Origin of the sequence: Dyadobacter linearis, assembly GCF_907165045.1 — a bacterium.
GTDB classification, from domain to species: Bacteria; Bacteroidota; Bacteroidia; order Cytophagales; family Spirosomataceae; genus Dyadobacter; species Dyadobacter linearis.
In genome coordinates this window covers 106,360-130,353 of sequence record NZ_CAJRAU010000010.1, presented here as the reverse complement: position 1 = coordinate 130,353, position 23,994 = coordinate 106,360, and the positions used below count along the sequence as shown (strand labels likewise).

General features: G+C 44.3%; 26 protein-coding genes. 7 read left to right on the top strand and 19 right to left on the bottom strand.

What is annotated here, in order from left to right:
* Positions 1–36: 36 nt before the first annotated feature.
* Positions 37–513 carry a nuclear transport factor 2 family protein gene (locus tag KOD92_RS24925; protein ID WP_215236330.1) on the top strand — a complete coding sequence of 159 codons (477 nt, stop codon included), beginning with the start codon at positions 37–39 and terminating at the stop codon, positions 511–513.
* 4 nt (positions 514–517) lie between these two features.
* Here the strand turns inward: KOD92_RS24925 and KOD92_RS24920 are convergent, their stop codons facing one another.
* Positions 518–1,495, bottom strand: a complete 978-nt coding sequence (locus KOD92_RS24920; protein WP_215236329.1) for a radical SAM protein — start codon at positions 1,493–1,495, stop codon at positions 518–520.
* 1 nt (position 1,496) lies between these two features.
* Positions 1,497–2,339: an acetyl-CoA carboxylase, carboxyltransferase subunit beta gene (accD, locus tag KOD92_RS24915; protein WP_215236328.1), complete on the bottom strand. Its 843-nt coding sequence runs from the start codon at positions 2,337–2,339 to the stop codon at positions 1,497–1,499.
* A gap of 208 nt (positions 2,340–2,547) precedes the next feature.
* Between accD and KOD92_RS24910 the strand changes: the two genes are divergently transcribed.
* Positions 2,548–3,090, top strand: coding sequence for an NADPH-dependent FMN reductase (locus KOD92_RS24910; protein ID WP_215236327.1), 543 nt, complete (start codon positions 2,548–2,550; stop codon positions 3,088–3,090).
* Between the two features lie 38 nt (positions 3,091–3,128).
* Here KOD92_RS24910 and ftsZ read toward each other — a convergent pair whose 3' ends face one another.
* The 15 genes from ftsZ to KOD92_RS24835 form a co-directional block, all read right to left on the bottom strand.
* Positions 3,129–4,580 carry a cell division protein FtsZ gene (gene ftsZ / locus KOD92_RS24905; RefSeq protein WP_215236326.1) on the bottom strand — a complete coding sequence of 484 codons (1,452 nt, stop codon included), beginning with the start codon at positions 4,578–4,580 and terminating at the stop codon, positions 3,129–3,131.
* A 16-nt stretch (positions 4,581–4,596) separates the two neighbouring features.
* Positions 4,597–5,949, bottom strand: a complete 1,353-nt coding sequence (gene ftsA, locus KOD92_RS24900) for a cell division protein FtsA (protein WP_215236325.1) — start codon at positions 5,947–5,949, stop codon at positions 4,597–4,599.
* A 15-nt stretch (positions 5,950–5,964) separates the two neighbouring features.
* Complete coding sequence (locus KOD92_RS24895) at positions 5,965–6,741, bottom strand: cell division protein FtsQ/DivIB (RefSeq protein WP_215236324.1); 777 nt, start codon at positions 6,739–6,741, stop codon at positions 5,965–5,967.
* Between the two features lie 25 nt (positions 6,742–6,766).
* A complete protein-coding gene (murC, locus tag KOD92_RS24890) occupies positions 6,767–8,158 on the bottom strand; it encodes a UDP-N-acetylmuramate--L-alanine ligase (protein ID WP_215236323.1) in 1,392 nt (463 codons plus the stop codon).
* Between the two features lie 33 nt (positions 8,159–8,191).
* Positions 8,192–9,289, bottom strand: coding sequence for an undecaprenyldiphospho-muramoylpentapeptide beta-N-acetylglucosaminyltransferase (gene murG, locus KOD92_RS24885; RefSeq protein WP_215236322.1), 1,098 nt, complete (start codon positions 9,287–9,289; stop codon positions 8,192–8,194).
* A gap of 1 nt (position 9,290) precedes the next feature.
* On the bottom strand, positions 9,291–10,460 hold the full coding sequence (locus KOD92_RS24880) for an FtsW/RodA/SpoVE family cell cycle protein (RefSeq protein ID WP_229254839.1): 1,170 nt from the start codon (positions 10,458–10,460) through the stop codon (positions 9,291–9,293).
* 21 nt (positions 10,461–10,481) lie between these two features.
* Positions 10,482–11,825 (bottom strand): UDP-N-acetylmuramoyl-L-alanine--D-glutamate ligase, encoded by a 1,344-nt coding sequence (gene murD, locus KOD92_RS24875; protein WP_229254837.1) that lies wholly within the window; start codon positions 11,823–11,825, stop codon positions 10,482–10,484.
* Between the two features lie 149 nt (positions 11,826–11,974).
* Positions 11,975–12,304, bottom strand: coding sequence for a large-conductance mechanosensitive channel protein MscL (gene mscL, locus KOD92_RS24870; protein ID WP_215236321.1), 330 nt, complete (start codon positions 12,302–12,304; stop codon positions 11,975–11,977).
* A 25-nt stretch (positions 12,305–12,329) separates the two neighbouring features.
* Entirely contained in the window at positions 12,330–13,262 is a 933-nt protein-coding gene (locus tag KOD92_RS24865) for a DUF3078 domain-containing protein (RefSeq protein ID WP_215236320.1), read from the bottom strand.
* 106 nt (positions 13,263–13,368) lie between these two features.
* Positions 13,369–13,956: an RNA polymerase sigma factor gene (locus KOD92_RS24860; protein WP_215236319.1), complete on the bottom strand. Its 588-nt coding sequence runs from the start codon at positions 13,954–13,956 to the stop codon at positions 13,369–13,371.
* A 137-nt stretch (positions 13,957–14,093) separates the two neighbouring features.
* Positions 14,094–14,930, bottom strand: coding sequence for a translation elongation factor Ts (gene tsf / locus KOD92_RS24855; protein ID WP_215236318.1), 837 nt, complete (start codon positions 14,928–14,930; stop codon positions 14,094–14,096).
* Between the two features lie 125 nt (positions 14,931–15,055).
* Positions 15,056–15,883 (bottom strand): 30S ribosomal protein S2, encoded by an 828-nt coding sequence (gene rpsB / locus KOD92_RS24850; protein ID WP_215236317.1) that lies wholly within the window; start codon positions 15,881–15,883, stop codon positions 15,056–15,058.
* A gap of 182 nt (positions 15,884–16,065) precedes the next feature.
* The gene (gene rpsI / locus KOD92_RS24845) at positions 16,066–16,452 is read right to left on the bottom strand and encodes a 30S ribosomal protein S9 (protein ID WP_026631735.1); all 387 of its coding nucleotides are present in this window, start codon (positions 16,450–16,452) and stop codon (positions 16,066–16,068) included.
* Positions 16,453–16,455: 3 nt separating this feature from the next.
* Positions 16,456–16,899: a 50S ribosomal protein L13 gene (rplM, locus tag KOD92_RS24840; RefSeq protein ID WP_215236316.1), complete on the bottom strand. Its 444-nt coding sequence runs from the start codon at positions 16,897–16,899 to the stop codon at positions 16,456–16,458.
* Between the two features lie 165 nt (positions 16,900–17,064).
* On the bottom strand, positions 17,065–17,757 hold the full coding sequence (locus KOD92_RS24835; RefSeq protein ID WP_215236315.1) for a hypothetical protein: 693 nt from the start codon (positions 17,755–17,757) through the stop codon (positions 17,065–17,067).
* A 151-nt stretch (positions 17,758–17,908) separates the two neighbouring features.
* Between KOD92_RS24835 and KOD92_RS24830 the strand changes: the two genes are divergently transcribed.
* The 4 genes from KOD92_RS24830 to KOD92_RS24815 all read left to right on the top strand — a co-directional run bounded on the left by KOD92_RS24830 (position 17,909) and on the right by KOD92_RS24815 (position 21,205).
* A complete protein-coding gene (locus KOD92_RS24830; protein ID WP_229254835.1) occupies positions 17,909–18,640 on the top strand; it encodes a 3-keto-disaccharide hydrolase in 732 nt (243 codons plus the stop codon).
* Positions 18,641–18,691: 51 nt separating this feature from the next.
* On the top strand, positions 18,692–19,495 hold the full coding sequence (locus tag KOD92_RS24825) for a Rossmann-like and DUF2520 domain-containing protein (RefSeq protein ID WP_215236314.1): 804 nt from the start codon (positions 18,692–18,694) through the stop codon (positions 19,493–19,495).
* A gap of 61 nt (positions 19,496–19,556) precedes the next feature.
* Positions 19,557–20,078 carry a KdsC family phosphatase gene (locus KOD92_RS24820; protein WP_215236313.1) on the top strand — a complete coding sequence of 174 codons (522 nt, stop codon included), beginning with the start codon at positions 19,557–19,559 and terminating at the stop codon, positions 20,076–20,078.
* An 11-nt stretch (positions 20,079–20,089) separates the two neighbouring features.
* Positions 20,090–21,205: an acyltransferase family protein gene (locus KOD92_RS24815; RefSeq protein ID WP_215236312.1), complete on the top strand. Its 1,116-nt coding sequence runs from the start codon at positions 20,090–20,092 to the stop codon at positions 21,203–21,205.
* An 11-nt stretch (positions 21,206–21,216) separates the two neighbouring features.
* Here the strand turns inward: KOD92_RS24815 and KOD92_RS24810 are convergent, their stop codons facing one another.
* Positions 21,217–21,984 carry a polysaccharide deacetylase family protein gene (locus KOD92_RS24810; protein WP_229254834.1) on the bottom strand — a complete coding sequence of 256 codons (768 nt, stop codon included), beginning with the start codon at positions 21,982–21,984 and terminating at the stop codon, positions 21,217–21,219.
* A 101-nt stretch (positions 21,985–22,085) separates the two neighbouring features.
* On the opposite strand from KOD92_RS24810, the gene KOD92_RS24805 reads away from it, so the two are divergent.
* On the top strand, positions 22,086–23,306 hold the full coding sequence (locus tag KOD92_RS24805; protein ID WP_215236310.1) for a metallophosphoesterase family protein: 1,221 nt from the start codon (positions 22,086–22,088) through the stop codon (positions 23,304–23,306).
* A gap of 235 nt (positions 23,307–23,541) precedes the next feature.
* On the opposite strand, the gene KOD92_RS24800 is transcribed toward KOD92_RS24805, so the two are convergent.
* Positions 23,542–23,928: a TraR/DksA family transcriptional regulator gene (locus KOD92_RS24800; protein WP_215236377.1), complete on the bottom strand. Its 387-nt coding sequence runs from the start codon at positions 23,926–23,928 to the stop codon at positions 23,542–23,544.
* Between the last annotated feature and the right edge of the window lie 66 nt (positions 23,929–23,994).

Sequence of the window (23,994 nt, the reverse complement as noted above, 5' to 3'; positions counted from 1 at the left end):
CTCAAAATTAATTTTTTGTTAAAACTATACCAACACATGAAATCAAACCTACCGCAATGCATTTTGATCATTGCGATCATTGCATTACTGAACTTTAAAACCACGCCGGTGAATGCGCAGGACCAAATGTCGGCGGTGCGTGCGACGGTTGATAAGTTATTTGATGGAATGCGTGCAGGTGATTCGCTGATGCTGCAAAGCGTTTTTACGAAAGACTGTGCACTGACATCCATTTCGAAAAACGAAGCCGATTCACTTGTTGTGCGCACGAGCAGTATTCAGGGCTTTATCAAAGCAGTCGGCACGCCACATAAAGAAAAGTGGGACGAAAAAATCTACGATGTAAAAGTCTCCATCGATGAGCCGATGGCTATTGTGTGGGCGCCTTACAAATTCCATTTAGGCGAAAAGTTCTCACACTGCGGCGTCAATGTATTTACCCTATTGCACACAAAAACAGGCTGGAAAATTACAGGGATAACAGATACCAGAAGAAAAGAAGCCTGTCCTTAAAGCATTAAAATCTGACCATTTGCCGCCAGGTACCTTTCATTCGATTGTATTTGATCGTACTAGGCAAAGCTTTCCACCAGTATTTGTTCATTTCCACCGCGAACGAAGGCTGCATATAACAATTGATCACACAGCCTTCACAAGCCGGCAGTTTTCCTTCCAATGCAACCAGTTTTTGCACTTCGTCAGAATGGTAGAGGTTAAATAAATCTCCTTCGATCGGAAAATCCTTTAAGCCCAGGTGATAGCAAGGCAATACCAGTTTGTTCTCGGGTGAAATGACAACGGTAGTACTAGCAGCTTTGCAAACTGGCGCATCGACGTGATTTCCTCCATCCAGGCGCAGCTGTACAAACGCTTCATTCAGATATACATTCTTTTGTTTGGCCCACCAAAGTAATTCCTTCAATGCTTCTTTCGAAAGGATTGCTCCTACCTTATCGTATTCGAAGACAGGATTCAAAATCAGCACCAAATCGTTTGGAATGCAGATCTCTTCCCAAAGCTGTTTGATCTTGTGAACGTTGTCTTCAAAAACGGTGAAGATAATATCAGGACGCTCGCCCATTGACTTGGCAACTGCGATCGATTCCATCACTTTATCAAAGCATTTGACGCCACGCGACTGATCGTGCTCGTCGCGATCCGGTGAATCGAGCGAGAAATGCAGCATATCAACCAGCCCGCGCAACTTTTCAGCCTGTTTCGGATAAAGCAGCCCGTTACTGGTTACCGTAGTAATCATTCCGTGGTCCTTCGCTTCCTTTAAAAGCAAGTCCAGTTGCCGGTGCAGTAAAGGTTCTCCGCCGGTGAAATCTATAACCTTAACACCCAGCTTTTTGAGATCGCGGAGATTTTCGCGAAGATTTTCAACCGTAATATAAGGCGAAGGTTTTTCCCAGATATCACAGAAACTGCATGATGCATTGCAACGATACGTCACATAATAATTACACAGGACCGGATGGGATACCAAACGCATATCAGCTGATCATAGAAAGAAGACTTGTTAGTTTATCTTTCAAATCCTTTCTATCCACAATGAAGTCAAGGAATCCGTGTTCCAAAACAAATTCTGCGCTTTGGAATCCTTTCGGCAGGTCTTTGCCAATCGTCTCGCGGATTACGCGCGGACCTGCAAAACCGATCAATGCTTCCGGCTCGGAGATATTGAAATCGCCCAGCATCGCGTAGGAAGCAGTAACGCCGCCAGTTGTAGGATCTGTTAAAAGAGATATATAAGGAACTTTGGCCTCAGACAATTGCGCCAGGCGCGCAGAGGTTTTGGCCATTTGCATTAACGAAAATCCAGCTTCCATCATCCTTGCGCCACCGGATTTCGAGATCATCAAGAAAGGGACTTTGTGTTCCAATGCATAAGAAATCGCTCTCGCTATTTTTTCACCCACAACCGAACCCATTGATCCGCCGATGAAATTGAAATCCATACAAGCAATCACTAAGTCCAACTCGTTCATTTTCCCATACCCGGTTCTCACTGCATCATTCAATCCCGTTTTCTGCATGGTTGATTTGATACGGTCAGGATATGCTTTTGTGTCAACGAAATGCAAAGGATCACCGGAAGTCAGATTTGCATCGAGCTCAACGAATTCATTGTCATCAAATAATAAATTGAAATAAACATCTGAACCGACCTTTTCGTGGTAATTGCAGTGCGGGCAGGTGAATGCATTTTGCTTGTGCTCCCTGGTAGGTGTGATTTTTTTACAATTTGGACATTGGTACCACAAACCATCTGGCGCCTCGCGCTTCATTTCCGTTGGTGTATTGATACCTTTTTCTTTCCGAATAAACCAGGACATGTTCTTGTGGGTTAATTTAAAATATAAAAGCTTAACTAGCAGCTCTTTATATTGGCTTCATGATGAATACAAGATTCAAATATAAGAATAATTGTTTTTTTATCCGGGTATCCGGCTTTATCAGTGGCGGCTACCAGCCATAGATGAACAATTTTGGCCTTAATTTGTTACTATTAAACCAATCAAATAGCTGGTTTATTTAATATCGATGACTACAGTTCAGTCCCCTATCGTGATTATTGTTGGCACTAACAGGCCCAACTCGATGTCGCGGAAAATTGCCGAATACTACCAGACCATTTTAAATCACCTGGATACACCGAGTATTATCCTGGATCTGGTCAATCTCCCGCACGATTTTACTGTGTCCGCATTGTACCATAATACTGGTAAAAACGAGGATTTCAATAGCTTAAAATCCCTTTTAGAGCAAACTGATAAATTCGTTTTTATTGTTCCGGAATACAACGGTTCTTATCCGGGAGTTTTAAAAGCATTCATCGACGGCCTTCCTTATCCCAACAGTTTCGCGAATAAAAAGGCAGCATTGGTGGGCTTGTCGTCTAATATGCAGGGAGCAACTATTGCATTGAGCCACTTGAATGACGTGTTCAGTTACCTGGGTATGAACACTTTGGCGTTACGCGTGAAGTTGGGTCAGATACGCAATCATTTCCAGGATAACTTAGTATCAAACGCTTTATATAAAGAGCTAATCGAGTTACAGGCAGGCCAGCTGATCCACTTTTAGATATAATGAAAAAGGGAGCAAAAGCCCCCTTTTCTATTTTATTTTAACCAATGCTGTTCCATTTCTAACGCAGGGATCGCCGGTCGTTTCCATAACTCCGCCTTGCTTCTCCTGAATGCCGGTCCTTCCAAATCAGCGAATTTCACGAGGCCGTCTTTGAAAGAGTTAATCATTACCTGCAAATCTTCATTTTCATCCTCAGACCATCCGTCATTCGCATCCAATTCAGTAAGCGATGTATTTGAAGATTCAAATCCTGAAGAAATAATCTCTCTCTCCATAACCAAATCAACCGAGCTGGTAGGAGTATTTTCGTAAACGTCCTCAGTAAGCTCAAGCTCTTCTTCCTGCACGGGAATATCAACCCTTGTATTATCTACCGCAGTCTCAACAGTTCCGGGAAACTTATGAGACAATTTAATTCCGGGAATCGGAGATTCAATGCTGTCAAAACCCGCGGCAACGATAGTTACCCTCAATTTGTCTACCAGCGAATCGTCGAGAATTGTTCCTAATTTGAACATCCTGGCTTCGCCACCTACCTGAGACAATACGTAGCTCCAGATCTCGCGCTGCTCTTTCATTGTAGCCTCCTTCTTCTTGCTGGTAGCCAGGGTAACAAGGATACGTTTCGCGCCGCGAATATCCCTGTCGTTCAATAGTGGAGAATCTAATGCTTCTTTAATCGCCACCTGCGCACGATCCGTGCCGGTTGCCTCCGAAGTTCCCATTACAGATTGTCCGGCTTTTTTCAATACTTTTTCAACATCCTTGAAATCCGTATTGATATTACCGTTCGTTGTGATGATCTCGGAAATACTCTTCACTGCATTCAGTAAAATACCGTCAGCTTCCGCAAAAGCCTGCGTGATCGTCATATCTTCAAACAGCTCTTCCAGCTTGTCGTTCAATACAACCAGTACGGTATCACAATATTTTTTAAGCTGCTCAATACCTTCAAGCGCCTGTTCTTTCTTATCAAATCCTTCCCAGGTATAAGGTGCGGTTACCACGGCAACCGTCAATTTCCCCATTTCCCTGGCCAACTGAGCAATTACAGGTGCAGCTCCTGTTCCAGTTCCACCACCCATACCGGCAGTGATAAACACCATTTGCGTCGACCCGCCCAGTAAACCTTTAATTTCTTCAATCGTTTCAAGGGCAGCCTCTTTTCCTTTTGTCGCATCGGTTCCCGCTCCGAGTCCCTGCGTTAATGTTGCTCCAAGCTGAATTTTAACAGGAACGGGGCTATTTGCCAATGCCTGTCGGTCGGTATTACAAACTGCAAACTCTACATCTTTGATTTTTTTCTCAAACATGTAATTAACAGCATTGCTTCCTCCGCCACCTACTCCGATTACTTTGATAATGGCAGGCTCACCTTCGCCTGTGGCTGGAAAGTCTTTCACAATTTCGTTCACGATGTAATCTTGGTCTAGAGCTTTCAGCAAGCTTGTGTTTAATTTTTTCTCCGGGGTTGAGTTGATCATAACTTGTGCTGATTTTTCAATAGTCGCCTAAACTATCGTCCTTTTTGCCAATAATATTATTGATATTATCCCAGAATGTACCGCCATTTTTTTTGACAGGCTCCTTCACTTCTTTGGGTTTCTCTTTTTGAACAACGCTGGCTGTAAGAGCAGTAGCTGGTTTACAAACAGACTTTACCCTCGGGTCAATCGATTTCAGGCCCGCCCAGGCAAGACCAATAGCTGTACTGAATGAAGAATTGCTCACTGCGTCAGCTTTGGCCGTTCTTTCCAGATTTTCTGGATAACCGACCCGAACGGACATATCAGTCACTTTTTCAAATAATAACTCTATTTCGTCGATATTCGCTGAGCCTCCTGTCAGCACAATACCGCCAATCAACCTGTCGAGATATCCGGATTTGATGATCTCGGCATATACCATCGCGGCAATTTCTTTCAACCGGGCTTCGATGATCAATGCAATATTCTTCTTCAAAACCGGCTTTGGTTGTCTGCCAGCAAGGTAGTTGACCAGGATCTCTATATTAAGGGGAATATCAGCAGAAAGTGCAGCGCCATATTGCTTTTTGAGCTGCTCTGCATTCTCATATTGAATGTTACATCCCAGGGCCAGGTCGTTTGTAATATGACGGCCGCCTACCGGGAAAGTAGCAATATGTCTGATAATGCGGTCCTGATAAATGATCAGATCCGTAGTATGATCACCGATATCGACCAATGCAATACCGGCCTTTATTTCATTGTCCGTTAAAACAGCAAGACTGGTAGCCAGCGGCCCCAGTACCATTTTATCACATCTCAAATTCTGATCAGCGTCTGCGAGGCTTTTCTTGGTGCGCTGGATTGATTGGTTATTTGCAGATACAATCAGGAAATTACCGCCCAGCTTGATTCCCGTGCGTCCGACCGGCTCTTTGATACCCATTGAATTGTCGACAACGAAATCCATCGGCAATACATGCAGCACATCGTAATTCGGTTCGATCTTCGCGCGGTACATATCATCAACAAGCTGATCCACATCACGTTGTGTAACCTCCTCTCCTGATGATGCAGAAGGCCGAATTACACCGTCGCTTTGCGAAGTCACTTTTACGTGTGTGCCGCTGAAACTTACATTTACAACGCCAATATCCAGGTCTGACCGCAAGGATGCTTCCTGAAGAGCTTCCCTGATTGCGCTGCCAACCTGTTTTATATTTTCAACTGATCCATTTATTACTGCTCCGACAGGCACGGGTACTTCACTAAAACCCAGAATTTCTATATTGTTCTGACGTGATCCGGAAGACGTTCCCTGTGCTGCGATCACGGCTATCTTAGTACTTCCGATATCAACTCCAACTACAATTTTTTCGTGTGCCATGCTAAAGGTGAATTATTATTCACAAACTATTTGATCTTGAAACTTAACACTTATTCTTTTAAATCTGCTCCAGTCCTGGCTCAATACTTTGTCGTAGAATATTTTGAGCTTTTTAAATTTAGACTGATAATCTTCCGCTGTTCCTAATTCAATCTGCTGATCACCTACGACAGTCATCAGACTAATTTCTCCATCAATATCTGCATTCAGCTGTGTTACCTGCGCTTTCCAGAATGGATCTGTGTTCAGAAAATGAAGTAAGTCCATGACGGGCGCTCCCTTCGCGTTCTGTAACTTTTCGGGCTCATTAAAAAAAGCGCCCGAAACCAGTAATGTTCTTGCTGAATAATTTTCTGATAGAGGAAAAAAAACGCCTTCATCGCTAATATAGTATCCCGACGTATTCCGCGTTTCTCCATTTTCAGAAGTATTAATCCAGCGCGCTAACGGTTTTTCCTGCTCTACTTCAACAACTATATTACCCCGAAGGTCACTGAAAACCTGGCATTTTCTGATCAGTCTGTTCCGTTTCACCCGTTGCTCCAGATCATTCATCGCAACGTCTTTCAGCCTGCTTCCCAACAGGGGGTCTCCCCCGTTTTCTGTCAATAGCATCCGGACATCCATTTGATCTAAAAAACGGGCTCCCGAGTCTCCTTTGATCGATATTACCAGATTAGTACAACGTTGCTGAGTAAGCTTGCTTTCCGCCATACCTATTCCGGCAATTGGCAATAGAAGCCACAAACTACGTTTCAACAAAAGCCGTGAATAGTCAAATTTACGTAACATCTTAGTAATATTAACAATGCTATTATTAATTATTCACAATCCGATTTCTCAGCTGGATCGCCAGGGGCTCGACCAAAGTATCAATATCTCCGGCCCCTATTGTTACCACAATATCCGTATTTAATTCTCCTAAAATGCTAAGTACTTTGTCTTTAGAAATAATTTGCTTGTCCTCAGATTGCACCTTTTCCAGGATTATCTGAGAAGTTACCCCTTCAATTGGCAGCTCTCTAGCCGGATATATTTCCAGCAATAAAAGACGGTCAGCCAAAGACAGACTTTCTGCGAAACCTTCTGTAAAGTCGCGGGTTCTGGTAAAAAGATGAGGCTGAAAAATGGCCGTTACGTGCCTGCCCGGGTACAAACCTTTTACAGACGAGAGAAACGCCTCAATTTCAGCGGGATGGTGAGCATAATCATCGATATACACATTACCTTCCTCCTCTACCTGGTATTCAAACCGCCGCTTCACTCCTCCATAATTCTCCAGCGCCTCTTTTATTTTCTCAGGTGAAACCCCCACATGTAAAGCAACTGCGCTGGCTGCAATGGAATTTTCAATATTATGATAGCCTGGAATTTTCATCGCAATATCTTCGATCACACCGTCGGGATACACGAAATCAAAAACGAATCTTGCATTTTGGATATGAATATTCCTGGCATGAAATACGCCCGAATCCAGTGAATAGGAAAGCACTTCGGCTTTGGTACTTCCTGAAAGCTGCAATCCCGTTTTCATGAAAAGCACACCATCCTCATCGATCTGCGAAACAAAATCCCGGAAAGATTCCAATACCGCCTCGTGCTTACCATAAATGTCAAGATGATCTGCATCGGTGGAAGTTACTATTGCTATTTCTGGGAAAAGTGTCAGAAAAGAACGGTCAAATTCGTCAGCCTCTACGACACAAAAAACCTCTTCCAAATGCTCGGTAGGCTCATTCAGTAGCAGGTTAGTCCCATAATTTTGAGTAATGCCTCCTAAAAACGCAGTACTGTTTACATGCGCATGTTTCAGAATATGTGCAACCAGTGAAGAAGTAGTGGTTTTCCCGTGCGTGCCTGCTACCCCTATTGTCCTCAGGTTTTTGGTTAAAATACCAAGTACCTGCGAACGTTTCAGGATCAGGAAATTTGTATCACGAAAGTGGAGCATTTGTCGGTGCTGCACTGGCACTGCCGGCGTGTAGATCACCAGCGTTTCATCAGGGTCTTTGAGGAAAGTAAGTGGGATCGTTTCAATAGAATCTTCAAGCGTTACCTCAATTCCTTCACTCATCAGACTGCGAACCAATGGGGTCATCGTTTTATCGTACCCTGCAACTTCAAAACCATTGGCCTTAAACCAGCGGGCCAGTGCACTCATCCCGATCCCGCCGATCCCCACAAAATAAATATATTTCCAATTGGTCATTGAAGACGACATGGTATGTAAAGTCAATTTTAATTACCTGATTAATTTCAATACTTCTTCTGCAATATCGTCAGCCGCGGTAGGTTTGGCCAGCTTTCTGATATTCGTTTTTAGATTTTCCTGCTTCGCAACATCAGCTAATAATTCCAATGCTTTCGGCACAAGATCATCCTTAGCCGCCGCATCTTTCACAAGCCAGGCCGCGTCCTGATCTACCAGCGCCAATGCATTTTTAGTCTGATGATCTTCCGAAGCCGCCGGAAACGGGATCAATATCGCCGGCTTGGCTGCCAGACAAAGTTCCGAAACCGAGAGAGCGCCTGCCCGTGACACTACAACATCCGCTATCGCGTAGGCGAGGTCCATGGTATATATGAAGTCAAAAGCTTTAATAGCATCTGTGTGTAAACCTTCGATCGCAAGTTTTGCAGTGTCAATATAAGTCCGCCCGGTTTGCCATAAAATCTGGTATCCCTGGTCAAGGAAATGAGCCAACCCGGCATGCAGACTTTCATTGATCGATCTGGCGCCCAGGCTTCCGCCCATTACAAATAGCGTTTTTTTGTCTTCCTGTAAACCAAAATGTGCGAAACCCTGGCGACGTTTGGAAGAAACATCTACAATATCACTCCGCACAGGATTGCCTAGTACAACTATTTTCTCTTTCGGAAAAAACCCTTCCATTCCCGGATAAGCAACGCAGATTTTCGCCGCCTTTTTGCCTAAAAATTTATTGGTAATGCCGGCATAAGAATTCTGCTCCTGAATTAACATCGGAATACCTTCATACGATGCCATCATCAGCAAAGGTCCGCTGGCAAATCCTCCTACGCCTACGGCAACATCGGGTTTAAAATCCCTGATAATGTCTTTCGCTTTCAGCAGACTATTGATCATCTTGAAAGGCAATGCAAGATTATCCAAAGAAAGTGCCCTTTTAATCCCTGCAATGGGCAAGCCCACAATTTCATATCCGGCCCTCGGCACTTTTTCCATTTCCATTTTTCCAAGGGCACCCACAAACAGCACTTCCAGATCGGGATCTTTTTGTTTTAATGCATCGGCAATTGCAATCGCCGGGTAAATATGTCCGCCGGTTCCGCCGCCACTAATAATCACTTTTTTAGGCATATCAGATCCGTTTCTCTTCCACAAATTCGCCCCGGCTTACGCTGAGGATCATCCCCATTGCCATTCCCGTGAATAATAAGGAAGTACCTCCCTGACTAAAAAACGGCAGCGTTTGTCCGGTTACCGGCACCAGGCCGACTGTGACAGCCATAGCCGAAAAGGCCTGGCTGACGACAATGAACGTGAGTCCGGCAGATAGCAACCCCCCAAATGGACGCTTGGTGGCTTCGATTGCTTTCAGCCCGCGATAGAGTAATATGAGATACAAAACAATGAGGATCGTACCGCCAACTGTACCGTATTCTTCCACAGCTACTGCGAAAATGAAGTCTTTCTGAGGTTCGGGAAGGAATCTTCGCTGCCGGCTTTTGGCTACACCTTCCCCGTACAATCCGCCCCGCGCCATCGCCATATAGGATTGCTGCGATTGGTACACAACAACATCTTTATCAAAAAATGCGGATATCCGGTTTTGTGCAGTTCCTGCTCTCTGGGTAGAATTGAGGAGGATCGCGATGGTTGCGAAAAATACAAGTCCTAATGCTGTAAACAATAGGTAATGAATAGGGACTTTCCCCACAAACATCAGCAGGAAGCATATTCCCGCCAACATGACGGCCGTGGAAACGTTACTTGTAAAAATAAGTCCGCAAACGACACCTACCAGCGAAAGCGGCTCCATAAATAGCTCGCGCGTATTCCAGCCGCCTTTAATATGTCTCGCTAAAATCAGCGACAAATGTGCGATCAGGGCTACTTTCGCCCATTCGGAAGGCTGAAACCGTTGGCCGATTACAGGTATTTCAATCCACCGGGACGCATCGTTGACCGAGGTTCCGAAAAACATTGTGAAAACCAGGAGCAAAATAGAGCTCCAGACCGCCAGCCGGGTTACATAAACGAATTTGATATAAGGAATCCGGTGGATAAAAAACATCACTACCAGAGATAATACGCACAGCAACACGTGCTTATACAGATAGTACTCCGTATTTCCGTCCATCTGGCTGTAAGCATCTTTTACACTCGCACTATACACTACCACGATGCTCCAAAGCAGCATGATAATGCAAATGCCCCAGATCCAGGGGTCACCTTTCAGGTTCTTTGCAAACCAGGCTTGTGTGTCTTCCCTGGTTTTATTCAGAAGATCAATATTGGGTGAAGCCATTGCTTAAATCAGATTAGTATTTTAATGGACGAGATTTCTGACTGCGGCTTTAAACTGGTCTCCCCGGTCCTCGTAATTTTTGAACAAATCGAAACTGGCGCAAGCCGGCGATAAAAGCACAACGTCCTGATCTACCGCCCATTCGCTCGCTTTCTCAACCGCTTCCTGAATGTTTTCAGTCTCAAAAATGACCGGAACAATTCCCGAAAAGTACTTGACCAGTTTTTCAGGGCCCTTACCCAGAACTACCAAACCCTTCACTTTATTACGTACAAGCTCCTCGATTTGCGCATAATCATTTCCCTTATCCACTCCTCCCGCGATCAAAATCACCGGCTGATTGAAACTGCCGAGCGCATAAAAAACGGAATCTACATTGGTAGCTTTGGAATCGTTTACATAAGTTACGCCATCGATCACTTCCACAATTTCGAGCCTGTGGGGAGCATTTTTAAATGATCTTAATCCCTCGCAGATTTTTAAATGGTCAATATTCAATAGGCGCGCGACCGAAATTGCGGCCATTGCATTGATCGCATTGTGCGGGCCTTTTATTGGTAAGGTGTCAAAATCTTCCTCAAAAGTTTCTCCTTTAATAGTGGAAATCAACTTTCCATCGCTGAGATAAGCTCCTTCAATCGTTGTTTCATTTAAAGAAATTTCCACCCTTCGAACCTGCGGATTTCTCTTTTCCAGCTCCGTTTGAATTACCTCACTTTCTTTAAAATAAATCAGGTAGTCTTCGTCGGTCTGGTTTTGAATAATATTGAACTTTGAATTGATATAGTTCTGAAAATCATATCCGTACCGATCTAAATGATCGGGTGTAATATTAAGTAAAACCGTAATTTCGGGATGAAAATTTAAGATATTGTCTAACTGGAAACTGCTGATTTCCAGCACATAAAAGTCATGCTGCTGCGTAGCTACCTGCCAGGCAAAGCTATCGCCGATATTACCAGCCAGCCCAATCTTCAAACCTGCATTTTTGAGCAAATGATAGGTAAGTAGCGTGGTAGTTGTTTTTCCATTGCTACCAGTAATTGCGATGATCCGTGCATTGGTATAGCCTGCGGCAAATTCAATTTCGGAAACTATGGGAACCGACTTTTCCCTCAACGCAACGATCAGAGGCACTGTATCTGGTATCCCTGGACTTTTCACAACCAGATCTGCATCCAGAATTTTTTCAGTGGTGTGCTGCTCCTGCTCGAATGCAATATCTTCCTTTCGAAGTATTTCAATATACCTATCGTGAAGCTTTCCCTTATCTGATAAAAAAACCTCAAAACCCTTGGATTTCGCAAGAATAGCGGCGCCGACACCGCTCTCTCCACCACCCAAGATGACTACTTTTTGTTGCACAGGAATTCAATTAATCATTTGCAAAAAATGCCCTAACTACGAAGGTAAATCTTTTGCTGAAAACTTTTTTTACTCTTTCAGCAAATACCCCTAATAAAAAAGAGGCATATCAGATATGCCTCTTTACAACAAATATTTATGGTTTTTATCTATTCCTTTTTAAGCGATTCGGATATCCTCAAACGATTTGCCAGCTTCACAATCATGAAAATTACCCACGCAATAATAACGAACTGGATCAGCACCTGAATGAAATTACCGTACTTAATTGCAACCTCCGGCGTTTCGCCCACAGCCTCTTTAAGAACAACTTTCAATTGAGTAAAATCCACGCCGCCTATTATCAAACCGAGTACCGGATTGATGATATCCTCCACCAGCGAAGTAGTGATTTTCCCAAAAGAAGCACCGATGACAACACCGACTGCCAGATCTAAAACATTGCCCTTAGCAATAAAAATCTTGAATTCCTGAAGCATAATAAGTTGAGGTTAGTTGGTGAAATTAAAACGAATACAAAAATCCTATACTAAGCGCCTGCGCAAATTGAACTTCGTTACTTTGATCCTGGTCATAAACCATAATTCCACCCAGATTTACATTCACGTACTTATTGATCTTCGCAGTAAGCATTGCGTCGAGCCTGTTGTCGATATTCAATGGGTGCTTGAAGCTTGAAAACATTAGATAGCGAAATTTCAGATTAATATCCTTTGCGATATCCTTATCGAAGTTGGCTACTAGCTGTATCAGAGCGGCTTCCGTCCTCACCCTCCTCCCTATAGGTACGCCATAATTTTTCTGCTCGGGCGTATTCACATACAGATCCGTGTCTACGACGATCGTCTGACGCAATGCGCCAGGCGCGAAATCTATAAAGAAATAAGGTACCGGCCGGTATTCAATACCAACTGCCTCTGTCAGATAGGCGGGTGAGAGAATGCCGGAAACCTTCCTTTTTATTCGTGAGGAATCGGGATTATCAGAATAAGTGTATCCTGCTCCGAACTGTGAAAGAAAGTTGATATTCGCGAAAAGGCTCCATTTCTCGGTCAAATCCCTGTTATACTTCGTATCGAAGAAGATTCTGTCGACATTTTTACGGCTGAGCTGTCCTTTGTTCCTGACAATACCATATTGAGATTGAAAATCATTCCGCCACGAATTTTTGCCTTTTTTCTTCTCGTTCAGGGCGTTAAAGAACAACCCGAGTGCGACAGAATTAACCCCTCCGCCGGTCCAGTTCCCACTGAATGAACCCTGATTCAGGTTAGCCCCGAACTCGATTTTTTTCCAGATGGTATCTCCCGGCGCTTTGAAACGGCCTGCGTTAATTGGGTTAGAAAGATCAACGTTGTTTTGGGAGAATACTAAAAAATTAGAGAGTACTAATAAAAAGAAGGTAACCGAGAGTAAACTTCGAGATATGCTGCTCATGCGTTTCAATTTCAGTGAAAGAAATCCATTGAGTTCCGTATTGAATTGTTTCAGAAATGTTGAGAAGCGCCCGGTTAAGGTAAGGCATTTTTGAATTTTTTAAAAACTAGCGGAACAGAACTGTCTCCAGATATTTTTTCCTGAGCTTCTCGCGGGAGCGCATTAGCCTCATTTTCACCGCACTTTCTGTCATTTTGAAAATGAGGGCAATTTCCCGAATAGTACGATTGTCGAGATATTTCAGATATAAAAGGGCTTTTTCTTCAAGATTCAACTGACTCAGGGCGGTTTTCAAACTGACTGTATTTATTTCTTCAACTTCGAAAACCCGCTGTATATCGAAGTCGTCCTGCTGATCGGCATTCTCTGCATAAATAGTCACGATCCTTTTACGCCCGGATCGTACCAGGTCCATGCACTGGTTGTAAGTAATGGAAAAAAGCCAGGTAGAAAATTTCGCATCCTCTTTGAAAGTGCTCATTTTGGAAAGCAACTTAAGGAATACGTCGTGGGTAAGGTCCTGCGCCCGGGAGGTATCTTTCGTGAATGAAAGACATTTTTGATAGACTTTGAGCACGTAGCGCTCGTAAAGCTTTTGGAAGTAGTAATTGTCTCTGGAATCTAAGAAAAGCTTGACTAATTCTTCATCAGATGCACTATGCGGAACATAATCGTTAAATAGATTTTCAATCATCCGGCAGTCGAAATATTACTAATAGTGTGTATAAAAAAACCAAGAAGGACTTTAATTTTTTGTAAATATTAAAAAACAACGCCTGGTATACAAGTACATACCAGGCGTTGTCAACATTATTTTATTAACGGGAAATATTAGCCCCCGATCGCTACGCGTTTGAAGGACTTAACTGTCAGCCCTTTGCTCGTTTTTTCCAACAACTGACGAATTGTGAGAGAAGAATCTTTAACAAATTCCTGATTCAGCAGGGTATTGTCTTTGTAAAACTTCTGAAGTTTGCCCTGAGAAATTTTTTCAAGCATTGCTTCCGGCTTACCTTCCGCACGCGCCTGCTCTTTTCCAACTTCGATTTCGCGCTCAATGGTAGCAGCGTCAACTTCGTCTTTGTCAAGAGCGATAGGTTTCATCGCTGCAATTTGCATTGCAACGTCTTTGCCCAATTCAGTAACATCCGTTCCGTTTACACCGTTGAATGCTACCAATACACCCAATTTTCCATTAGAGTGGATATAAGGCACAACTTGGTCAGCAGTTACGTTTTCGTAAGCCGTGATTTCAAGTTTCTCTCCCAATTTACCAACCAGGTCAACGATATGCTCGCTTACCGGACGTCCGTCTGCAAGTGTAGCAGCAAGCAAAGTCTCTTTGTCGGAAATGTCGTCTGCAACAGCCTTTTCCAAAATGCTTTTCGCCAGATTCTTGAAATCTTCTACATTAGAAACAGGCTCAGTTTCGCAAGCTAATGCGATCAGCTTTCCGTTTGTTCCGTCAGCACTGATCTCAACAACCACTGTACCTTCTGAAACCGCGTTATCAGCGCGTTTTGCAGCTACTTTTTGCCCCTGCTTACGTAGAATATCAACGGCTTTGTCAAAATCGCCATCAGCTTCCTGAAGTGCTTTTTTGCAATCCATCATGCCTGCGCCGGTCATTTGGCGGAGCTTGTTTACATCTTGTGCGGTAATTGCCATGATTTGGTTTGTATAAATTTTTATTTCTCTAAAAAATGATAGCCCATAGCGAAATGGCTATGGGCTATTTTTATCTAATCAGATACAAACATGGATTCAGAACCCAAGCCATATCGCCCTAATTATTATTCTCCATCACTTTCAGCCGGTGCCTCTTCCGCAACTTCTGCACGTGGTGCAGCCGGAGCAGCTTCTTCAGTGCCTTTGTCAGCCTGACGTTTGGCTTCTTCTTCCTCTACCAGACGCTGATCGTCTTTATCTTGTTTGCGTTCCATCAAACCTTCTTCGATCGCTTTTCCAATCGCGAGGGTAACCAACGAAATTGCTTTGTAAGCATCGTCATTACTTGGGATTGGGAAATCAACTAATTCAGGATTTGAGTTCGTGTCGCAGATTGCAAAAATAGGTATGTTCAACCTTTTTGCTTCTGAAACTGCAATGTGCTCGCGTTTTACATCAACGATGAAAAGGGCAGCAGGAAGACGGGTTAAGTCAGCTACACCACCTAACACTCTTTCCAATTTATCCTTTTCACGTGTAAGCATCAGGCGTTCTCTTTTCGCGATATTGCTAACCGTGGTTTCGTCTTTTAGCATCTTCTCAAGAGTCTGCATTTTTTTCAAAGACTTGCGAATTGTGCCGAAGTTTGTAAGCATACCACCCAACCAGCGATCAGTTACGTAAGGCATTTTAAGGCGTTTCGCCTCTTCCGTTACGATTTCCTGTGCTTGTTTTTTAGTAGCAACAAACATGATCTTACGTCCTGAACGAACGATTTGCTTCAACGCAGCCTCAGCGTCATTGATGCAGCTCAAAGTTTTGTTCAGGTCAATGATGTGGATCCCGTTCTTCTCCATGAAGATATACGGAGCCATACGTGGATCCCACTTGCGGGTAAGGTGACCAAAATGGACACCTGCATCCAATAGTTCTTTATATTCTATTTGTGCCATTGCAGATTTAAAATTTTGAATGTTTTGAAATTACGCAGCACGAAGCATCGGGCACGATAAGCAACGTCTGGACAATTTGTTGTCATTAAGTGCCATTTGTTGTCATTAATGGTCACTTGTTGTTTTAATAAGAACAATAAATGACCCACTGACTATAAATGACCACACATGACCATTTCTTATTAACGTTTCGAGAACTGGAACCGTTTACGAGCCTTAGCGCGTCCGTATTTCTTACGTTCAACCATACGAGGGTCACGTGTAAGAAATCCTTCTTTTTTCAACGCACCGCGGAATTCTCCGTTGTATTCGCAAAGTGCGCGGGAAACAGCCATACGGATTGCTTCCGCCTGTCCTGAGATCCCGCCGCCTCTTACATTTACTTTAAGATCGTAACCATTACCTCCGCTGATCACAGCGAAAGGTTGCTGAAGAACGATCTGATGTACTTCAAATGGAAAGTATTCTTTGTAATCGCGACCGTTTACTTTAATATCTCCTTTGCCTGGCGTCATATAAATACGAGCCACAGCTGTTTTTCTTCTACCTATTGTGTTGATCACTTCCATGAATTACAACTGGATTTCTTTTGGTTGCTGCGCGCTGTGCGGATGTTCCGGCTTTGCGTAAACAAACAGATTAGTAAACAAACGACGTCCCAAACGATTCTTTGGAAGCATACCTCTTACGGCTTTCTCAATCACACGCTCTGGGTGTTTTTCGAGCAACTCACGGGGAGTTTGAAAACGTTGACCTCCCGGATAGCCAGTATGACGAACATAAATTTTGTCGGTCATCTTTTTTCCTGTCAACTTAATTTTGTCGGCGTTGATAATGATAACATTATCACCACAATCCACATGAGGAGTGTAACTGGTTTTGTGTTTGCCTCTGATCATTTTAGCAACTTCACTGGCCAAACGACCAAGAACTGCATCCTGAGCATCAACAACAACCCACTCCTTGTTTACTGTGTTTTTGTTCGCCGAGATGGTTTTGTAGCTTAACGTATCCACGATTAACAAAAAATTTAATTGATTTTCAATATATTACACTGTAACAAGACAGTCCCATCGCAAAATGGGAGTGCAAATATAGAGTTTAACAAATTGAATTACAAGTATGTTTTGGAAATTTCGGGCGGCGGCGGGCTCTGCAGGGCTATTTGACAAAAAACAGAACTAGTAGATCGGAAAGCTCACAGCTGCATAAGGCAATCCGTAAAAATTATAAGCGCGGCGCTGACTGTTATCCAGTAACACTTTAGTATTGTTTCTTTCCCTGGTATGATAAGCGATCTGGCCGTGGACGTAGCCCAATTTTAAACCAAATCGTTTTGTTAAAAAGATCCGTGCGTACACCTCAGATTGGCCATTGTAGTTCTTCAAAGCCAATGGTACAAGATTGAGGATCACAGGTGAAGTGGAAAGCCACTGACCATAATTTGGCCTCCCTGTCCCGTTTCCTACCAATTTATCATAATACCCGCGTCTGCGTGAACCGAGTGACGCGCCGATCAGATCGGTATTGACGCCCAGATCGATCCGCCAGAATCGAAGGTTGACCCCAGCTACAAAACTGACACCATTTGCTGAAACATGATCGTATTCAAGATAGTCGGAGTCAGACTTTTTGGAATATAAATTGGTCCTACCCGCATAATATCCCCACGCCCGCAGCCCGAGCCCGAAACGCAGCCAAGGTACATTATTAGGACTTATTTCTTCATGATATAGAATAGAAGGAGCCCAGGATGTGCTGTTAAAACCAGAACCTAAATCAATACCCGCACTCACCTGCGACTGGCGCTGGCCGGTTGCAGCATTACTGAACAGGATTAAAGCAAAAAACGGTAGTATGTGAAGTGCCTTCATTCTTGGATACGCAAATGTTATTGACCGAAAAGATATGTTAAAAAGATCCTGAGAAGCAAATATAGTTTGCAGGATGCGAAGATTTGCGATATTGCGGATTTCCGGTACGAATGCGTATTTGAAGATTTATAAAACCTTGACCACTAAACCCATGAAAAATTCCCTACCCACTCGCTTGACACTATTTACGCTTGGTTTAATGCTGTGCCTGACTTGGTATTCATCCCCATTAATAGCGCAGGATGTTGATAAACTCGGCTTCCGTCCGCTTTTTAACGGGAAAAACCTTGACGGCTGGGTTGATGTCAATACTTCCAAGGAGACCTGGAAAGTAAAAAACGGCACACTGATCTGTTCCGGCAAACCTATTGGCGTAATGCGCTCTGATCGCCAATATGAAAATTTCATTCTCGAAGTGGAATGGAAACACATGGAAGCGGGCGGCAACTCTGGCATATTCGTCTGGAGCGAAGGCTCGCCGCAGGAAAATGACCCGCTTACCAAGGCGATCGAAGTACAAATGCTCGAACTGGAATACGCGCCTCAACATAATGCAACCGAAGATTACGTGCACGGCGAATTGTTTCCAACCATGGGAATGACTGCGATACCCGATAACCCCCGCGGTATCAGAAGCAAATCGCTTGAAAAACGCTGCAAAGGAAAAGGTGAATGGAACAAATATGTGGTCGTGTGTGTCGACGGGACCGTGAAATTATCTGTAAATGGAAAGTTTGTGAACGGATTACGCGCCTCTGAAAGAAAGAAAGGCTATATCTGCCTGGAAGCCGAGGGTGCAGAGATACACTTTCGCAATATGCGCATTATGGAGCTGCCGGGCGGCATTACTTCTCCGGAACAAACCGCGCCGCTCGTCAATTAGTCAGTCGGGACTCTTTACGCAATATTTATAGCTAGACAAATTTACTTATTCATGAAAATTTCCTTCGTAGGTGCCGGGAATGTAGCCTGGCACCTTGCTCAGGCTTTCGAAGAGGCGGGCCACTGGATTTGTGAAGTTTATAGCAGGGACACCCAAAAAGCTCGTCAACTGGCTTCAAATCTGTACGATACCAATATCCAGCCCGACCTTAACTTCTCAGAAAGTGAAGCCGAGGTGATCGTGATCGCGGTAAGTGACGATGCAATCGAAAGTGTGATCGAAAGAATTGTGTTGCCGGAAGGCGTCATTCTGGTACATACATCAGGCACGCGTTCGCTGGCGGAATTCCAGAATCTGGTGGAAATATACAGCGACGTTTTTGTCCATACCGGCGTCTTTTATCCGCTGCAAACCTTCACGAAAGACGTCGAAATGGACTACCGGGATCTGCCTTTTTGTATTGAATCAAAAACTGAGCTGATTGAAAATAAACTGATCGCGCTCGCACAGAGTATCAGCGACCAGGTGAGCAGGACCGACTCCGACGAGCGATTTATCCTCCACGTTGCAGCCGTTTTCGCGAGCAATTTCACCAACTACCTCCTTACCGTTTCACACGAGCTGCTGGAAAGGGAGCAGCTGAGTTTTGACTTATTGAAACCATTGATACATACCACAATTTCCAAAGCACTGCAATCAAACGATCCGTCGCTGGGACAAACCGGCCCGGCTCGTCGAGGCGACTGGAAAACGACGGGCCGCCACCTGGAATACCTTCAGGAAACAAATGAAGACTGGACCGAGATTTACAGACTGCTGACCGACAAAATCAGGAATACCTACATTTCGAAATAGCAAAACCTCCGTCAGGAAAAAAGTTAGTCTATATTTGCAGCATTCCCAATTGACCATTTTCATGAGTTCTACGTTAACGGAACGGTTCAGCCAGATTACTACTTTCATTTTTGATATCGACGGCGTGATGACCGACGGCAGTGTGATCGCCCTTGAAACCGGTGAGCAGCCAAGGATTTTCAACGTACGCGACGGTTATGGGATCAATCGCGCGATTAAAATGGGTTACAGAGTCGCAATTATCTCCGCGCAAAGTCAAATGGGCGTGCGCAAAAGGCTCGAATATCTGGGTGTGAAGGATATTTTCATTGGAACTTCTCCCGACGGCAAACTGCCTGTTTTCAAAAAATACCTTGCAGAAACGGGCTTGAATATCAACGAAATCGTATTTATGGGCGACGATCTGCCCGACTACGAAGTAATGCGTACCGGCGTAATGGCCGCCTGCCCGGCTGATTCGGCCGAAGAAATCCTCGCTTTATCCGACTACATATCTCCTAAAAATGGCGGACACGGCGCAGTTCGCGACCTGATCGAACAGGTAATGAAGGTGCAGGGGAAATGGATGGCGTGGTTTGAATAATTAAATCCGAAGTGGAAAAAAGGCGTTACTTCCCCAATTTGAACGGCGTTCGCTGCATCGCTGCGGTTTTGGTTATTTTTCATCACCTCGAACAGGCCAAACATGCACTGGGAATTGCTAATATGTACGAAGTGCCTATTGTGCAGCATGCCGGCAGGCTGGGTGTGGGGCTATTTTTTGTGCTCAGCGGCTTTCTGATCACCTATTTGTTATTGGATGAAAAAGGTAGGTATGGGAATGTGGATGCGAAAAAGTTCTATCTGCGGCGCGTTTTCCGGATCTGGCCCATTTACTTTCTGATCATCGGGCTCTCCTTTTTCGTTTTCCCGCATATTGACTTGCTCGACTATCCGGGTATCGACGAAAAGCTGGCAACTGACGCAGCAGAGCGGCTGATCCTTTTACTTTTGGTATTCCCAAATTACGCTTTTGTTTTATACGATCTCCCCTATTGGTGCGCACAAACATGGTCGATCGGTGTCGAGGAGCAGTTTTACTACCTCTGGCCCTGGCTTATCAAATACCCGAAACGCAGTATTCCAATCGTCATTCTGTTTTTAGCATTAAGCGCCGCACTCCTGTACATCGGGCTCGAAATTGCAGACCCTACCGAGGAAGCGCGAAAGTCAATGATAAGCACCTTTTTGGGGCAGTTCAGGATACAAACTATGGCGCTGGGCGGGCTGTGCGCGTGGCTGGTTTACACTGGAAAAGATAGATTTCTGGATATTATTTTCAGAAAAGATATACAGATTATCGGTTACACCCTGCTATTGATACTCTTCTTTTCAGGCGTGCATTTCTTTGGTTTCCTGGAAGTATACGCACTGTTTTTCGCATTCTTTATCCTGAATGTATCCTGCAACCCGAAGTCCATTATCAGTCTGCAAAATCCCGTCATGGAGCATTTGGGGAAGATTTCTTACGGATTATACTTGTATCACGTGGTAGTGATCGTATTGATCATCAACATTTTAAACAGGTATCTTCCTGAATGGAATGGTACGTCTTACCAGTTTGGCCTGTACGTACTGACACTGCTGGGCTCCGTTGCAGTAGCATCGCTTTCTTTTTCTTACTTCGAACAGCCTTTACTGAGATTCAAGGATAGAAAATTCGGCAGATAATCTTTTTAATGCTACTGATCAGCCAGTTCCGACATTTTATAGAAATGCAGGTTTTGCGCTTTTGCCTCTTTCAGGATAGTTTCCAGAAAATTTACACTAAATCCATATTCCCCATTTTCGGGTGCTTTATAAAGCGGCTCGTGCCCAAACAGCATCAACGCAGTGTGCGTCTCTTTTGCGCGGCGGATTGCTTCCTTCATGGAAGTTTCAGTCAGCCCGGTATCAGTATCGATCAATAGCGCATCTACGGATTTTTCTTTTTTAAAATCATAAAAAATCCAGGGCATTAACCGCGGCGCCAACGCATAAATCTGAAATCCAAGCAGCTTTCGTTTCGAGATCGCCACGTCACGAATGATTTTGAACCCATTTGCATACAAAACCGAATCCACCGTTTCATTATGATTTCCACCCGGGTGCGCGTAGGAAGTGGGACTAAATCCTGCTGCATTCATATACTTCATTCCAGGCTTGATCTCAGCAGTATAATATCCTTCCGGGCCGCCGGCTGCGATGATCTCGGTCGATTTCCCGTGCGTTGTACTATGAAAACCGATCTCGTGTCCGTCTTTTTCCAGCTGCTTCAATTTCGAAATTTCATCCGTAGTCAGACTATCAGAGCAGGTAATGTAGAATGTAACCTTTGCCCCGTATTTCTGAAAAAGCGGCCTTAATGCGTACCATTCTTCGATAAAATGATCGTCAAAGGAAATAGCGATACCTGCACGATTCTGCTCACTACTTTTTGGCTGGCAGGATAATGTATAAAATCCAACCAAAATCAGTAGCAGTTTCAGGGCGCTCGCTCGCTTTCTTCGGGGTACGCAATGTTTCAATACTTCGGGAATGAAATGTTATTTTCGCTAAATTAATCACACAAATGAAAATACTTCACACGGCAGACTGGCATATCGGTAAAAAACTTGACCTCTATTCAAGACTGGAAGAGCAGCGGCTGGTACTGGAAGAAATTTGTGAAATCGCCGAAAATGAGCAGGTCGACGCTATTGTTATCGCTGGTGACCTTTTTGACAATTTCAACCCATCCTCGGAAGCTACCGAGTTACTATACAGTACATTACACCGACTCTCAGCAAATGGAACACGTGCGGTTATCGCGATCGCCGGCAACCACGATTCCCCCGAGCGCATTCAGGTACCCGACGCTTTGGCGAAGGTCTGCGGTATATTGTTTGTAGGTTTTCCAAATACCGAAGTAAAAGCCTTCTGCACGCAAGGAAAAGTCGAAATTATCAGAACTACGCGCGGTTTTATTGAAATAACACTTCCCAACTGTGATTTCCCGCTCCGTATTTTGCACACACCTTATGCGAACGAACAGCGTTTGAAAACGTTTTTGGGCGTCGAAGATTCCGAAGAACTGTTGCGGCTGCATTTGCAGGAGCACTGGAAAAAGCTGGCCGACGAATACCTCGATGATAAAGGTTTCAACCTGCTGGCCACGCATTTGTTTGTAATGAAAAAAGGGGAACCTGTCCCGGAAGAGCCCGAAGAAGAGCGGCCGATCCTGCATATCGGTGGCGCGCAGGCTATTTATACCGAAAACTTCCCTGAAAATGTGCATTACATTGCACTCGGTCATTTACACAGATACCAGGTAGTCGACAAAAAACCAGCCCCGGCGGTGTATTCAAGCAGCCCGCTGGCTTACAGCTTTTCGGAGTCCAACCAGACCAAATATGTGGTGATACTGGAAGCGGAAGCAGGAAAGTTGATCAGCTACCGACCGGTTGAATTATTGAAAGGAAAAAAATTGAGAAGAAAAAGCTTTCATAGCATCGACGATGCGATTGTGTGGCTCGGCGAATATCCCGAGGATCTGATCGAATTAACGATCGTTTCCGATAATTACCTCGAAGCCACGGACAAGAAGCGATTGATGGAGGCGCACCCGGGCATTATCCAGATCATTCCACAAATCAAAAAGCCCGAGCTGGCAGAAGCCACTTCCGGAGTAGACCTTTCGCTCAGTATGGAAAAGCTTTTCCAGGAATATTTCAAAAGCAAAAACAAAGGCCAGGAACCGTCGGAAGGGTTATTGGAGGTGTTCAGGGAGGTATTAGGAACCGAAGGAGAGTAATAGATAAGTGAGGACCGAAAAGCTCCGGTAGGAGCCCCCTGTTTATAGAAAAATACGACCCGGAAATACAACGACTCCGGCAGGAGTCTCCTCCAGAGACCACACATTTTTTATTGCTGATGCTATAAACAGGAGGCCGCCCCGTGGCCCATTTTCGCCTTCACAGCTCATTATATAGCAAAACAGGCTATTCCTCATGGAATAGCCTGTTTTTCATCTGCTACATTTACATATTTTAACTCGCTCTTCTCAGCTTCGCTTCGATCGTTTGCTGCGTGTGGGGTACGATGCGCAGGCGCTCTTTGGGGATTAGTTTGCCTGTGTCGATGCAGACGCCGTAAGTGCCGTTTTTGATGCGGATCAATGCGTTTTCAAGCTGCACTGAATATTTCTGTAAACGGGCGGCCAGCTGGCTCAGGTTCTCGCGCTCACTCGCATCTGCTCCGTCTTCTACCAACTTCGCCGAACCTGCCGTTATATCTGTTCCACTATCGTTTTTCTTACTCAGTCCTCCTTTAATATAATTCAGTTCACTCATTGTTGCATCCAGCTTCCCACGAATCAACTCTTCAAATTCTCTTAATTCTTCCTCTGAATATCTTGTGCGTTCTTCTTGCATGATCTTAATGAAATTATGTTAATCTATATTAAGGAGCGTTTTCAAATATAAAAATACGAGTATTCTGGC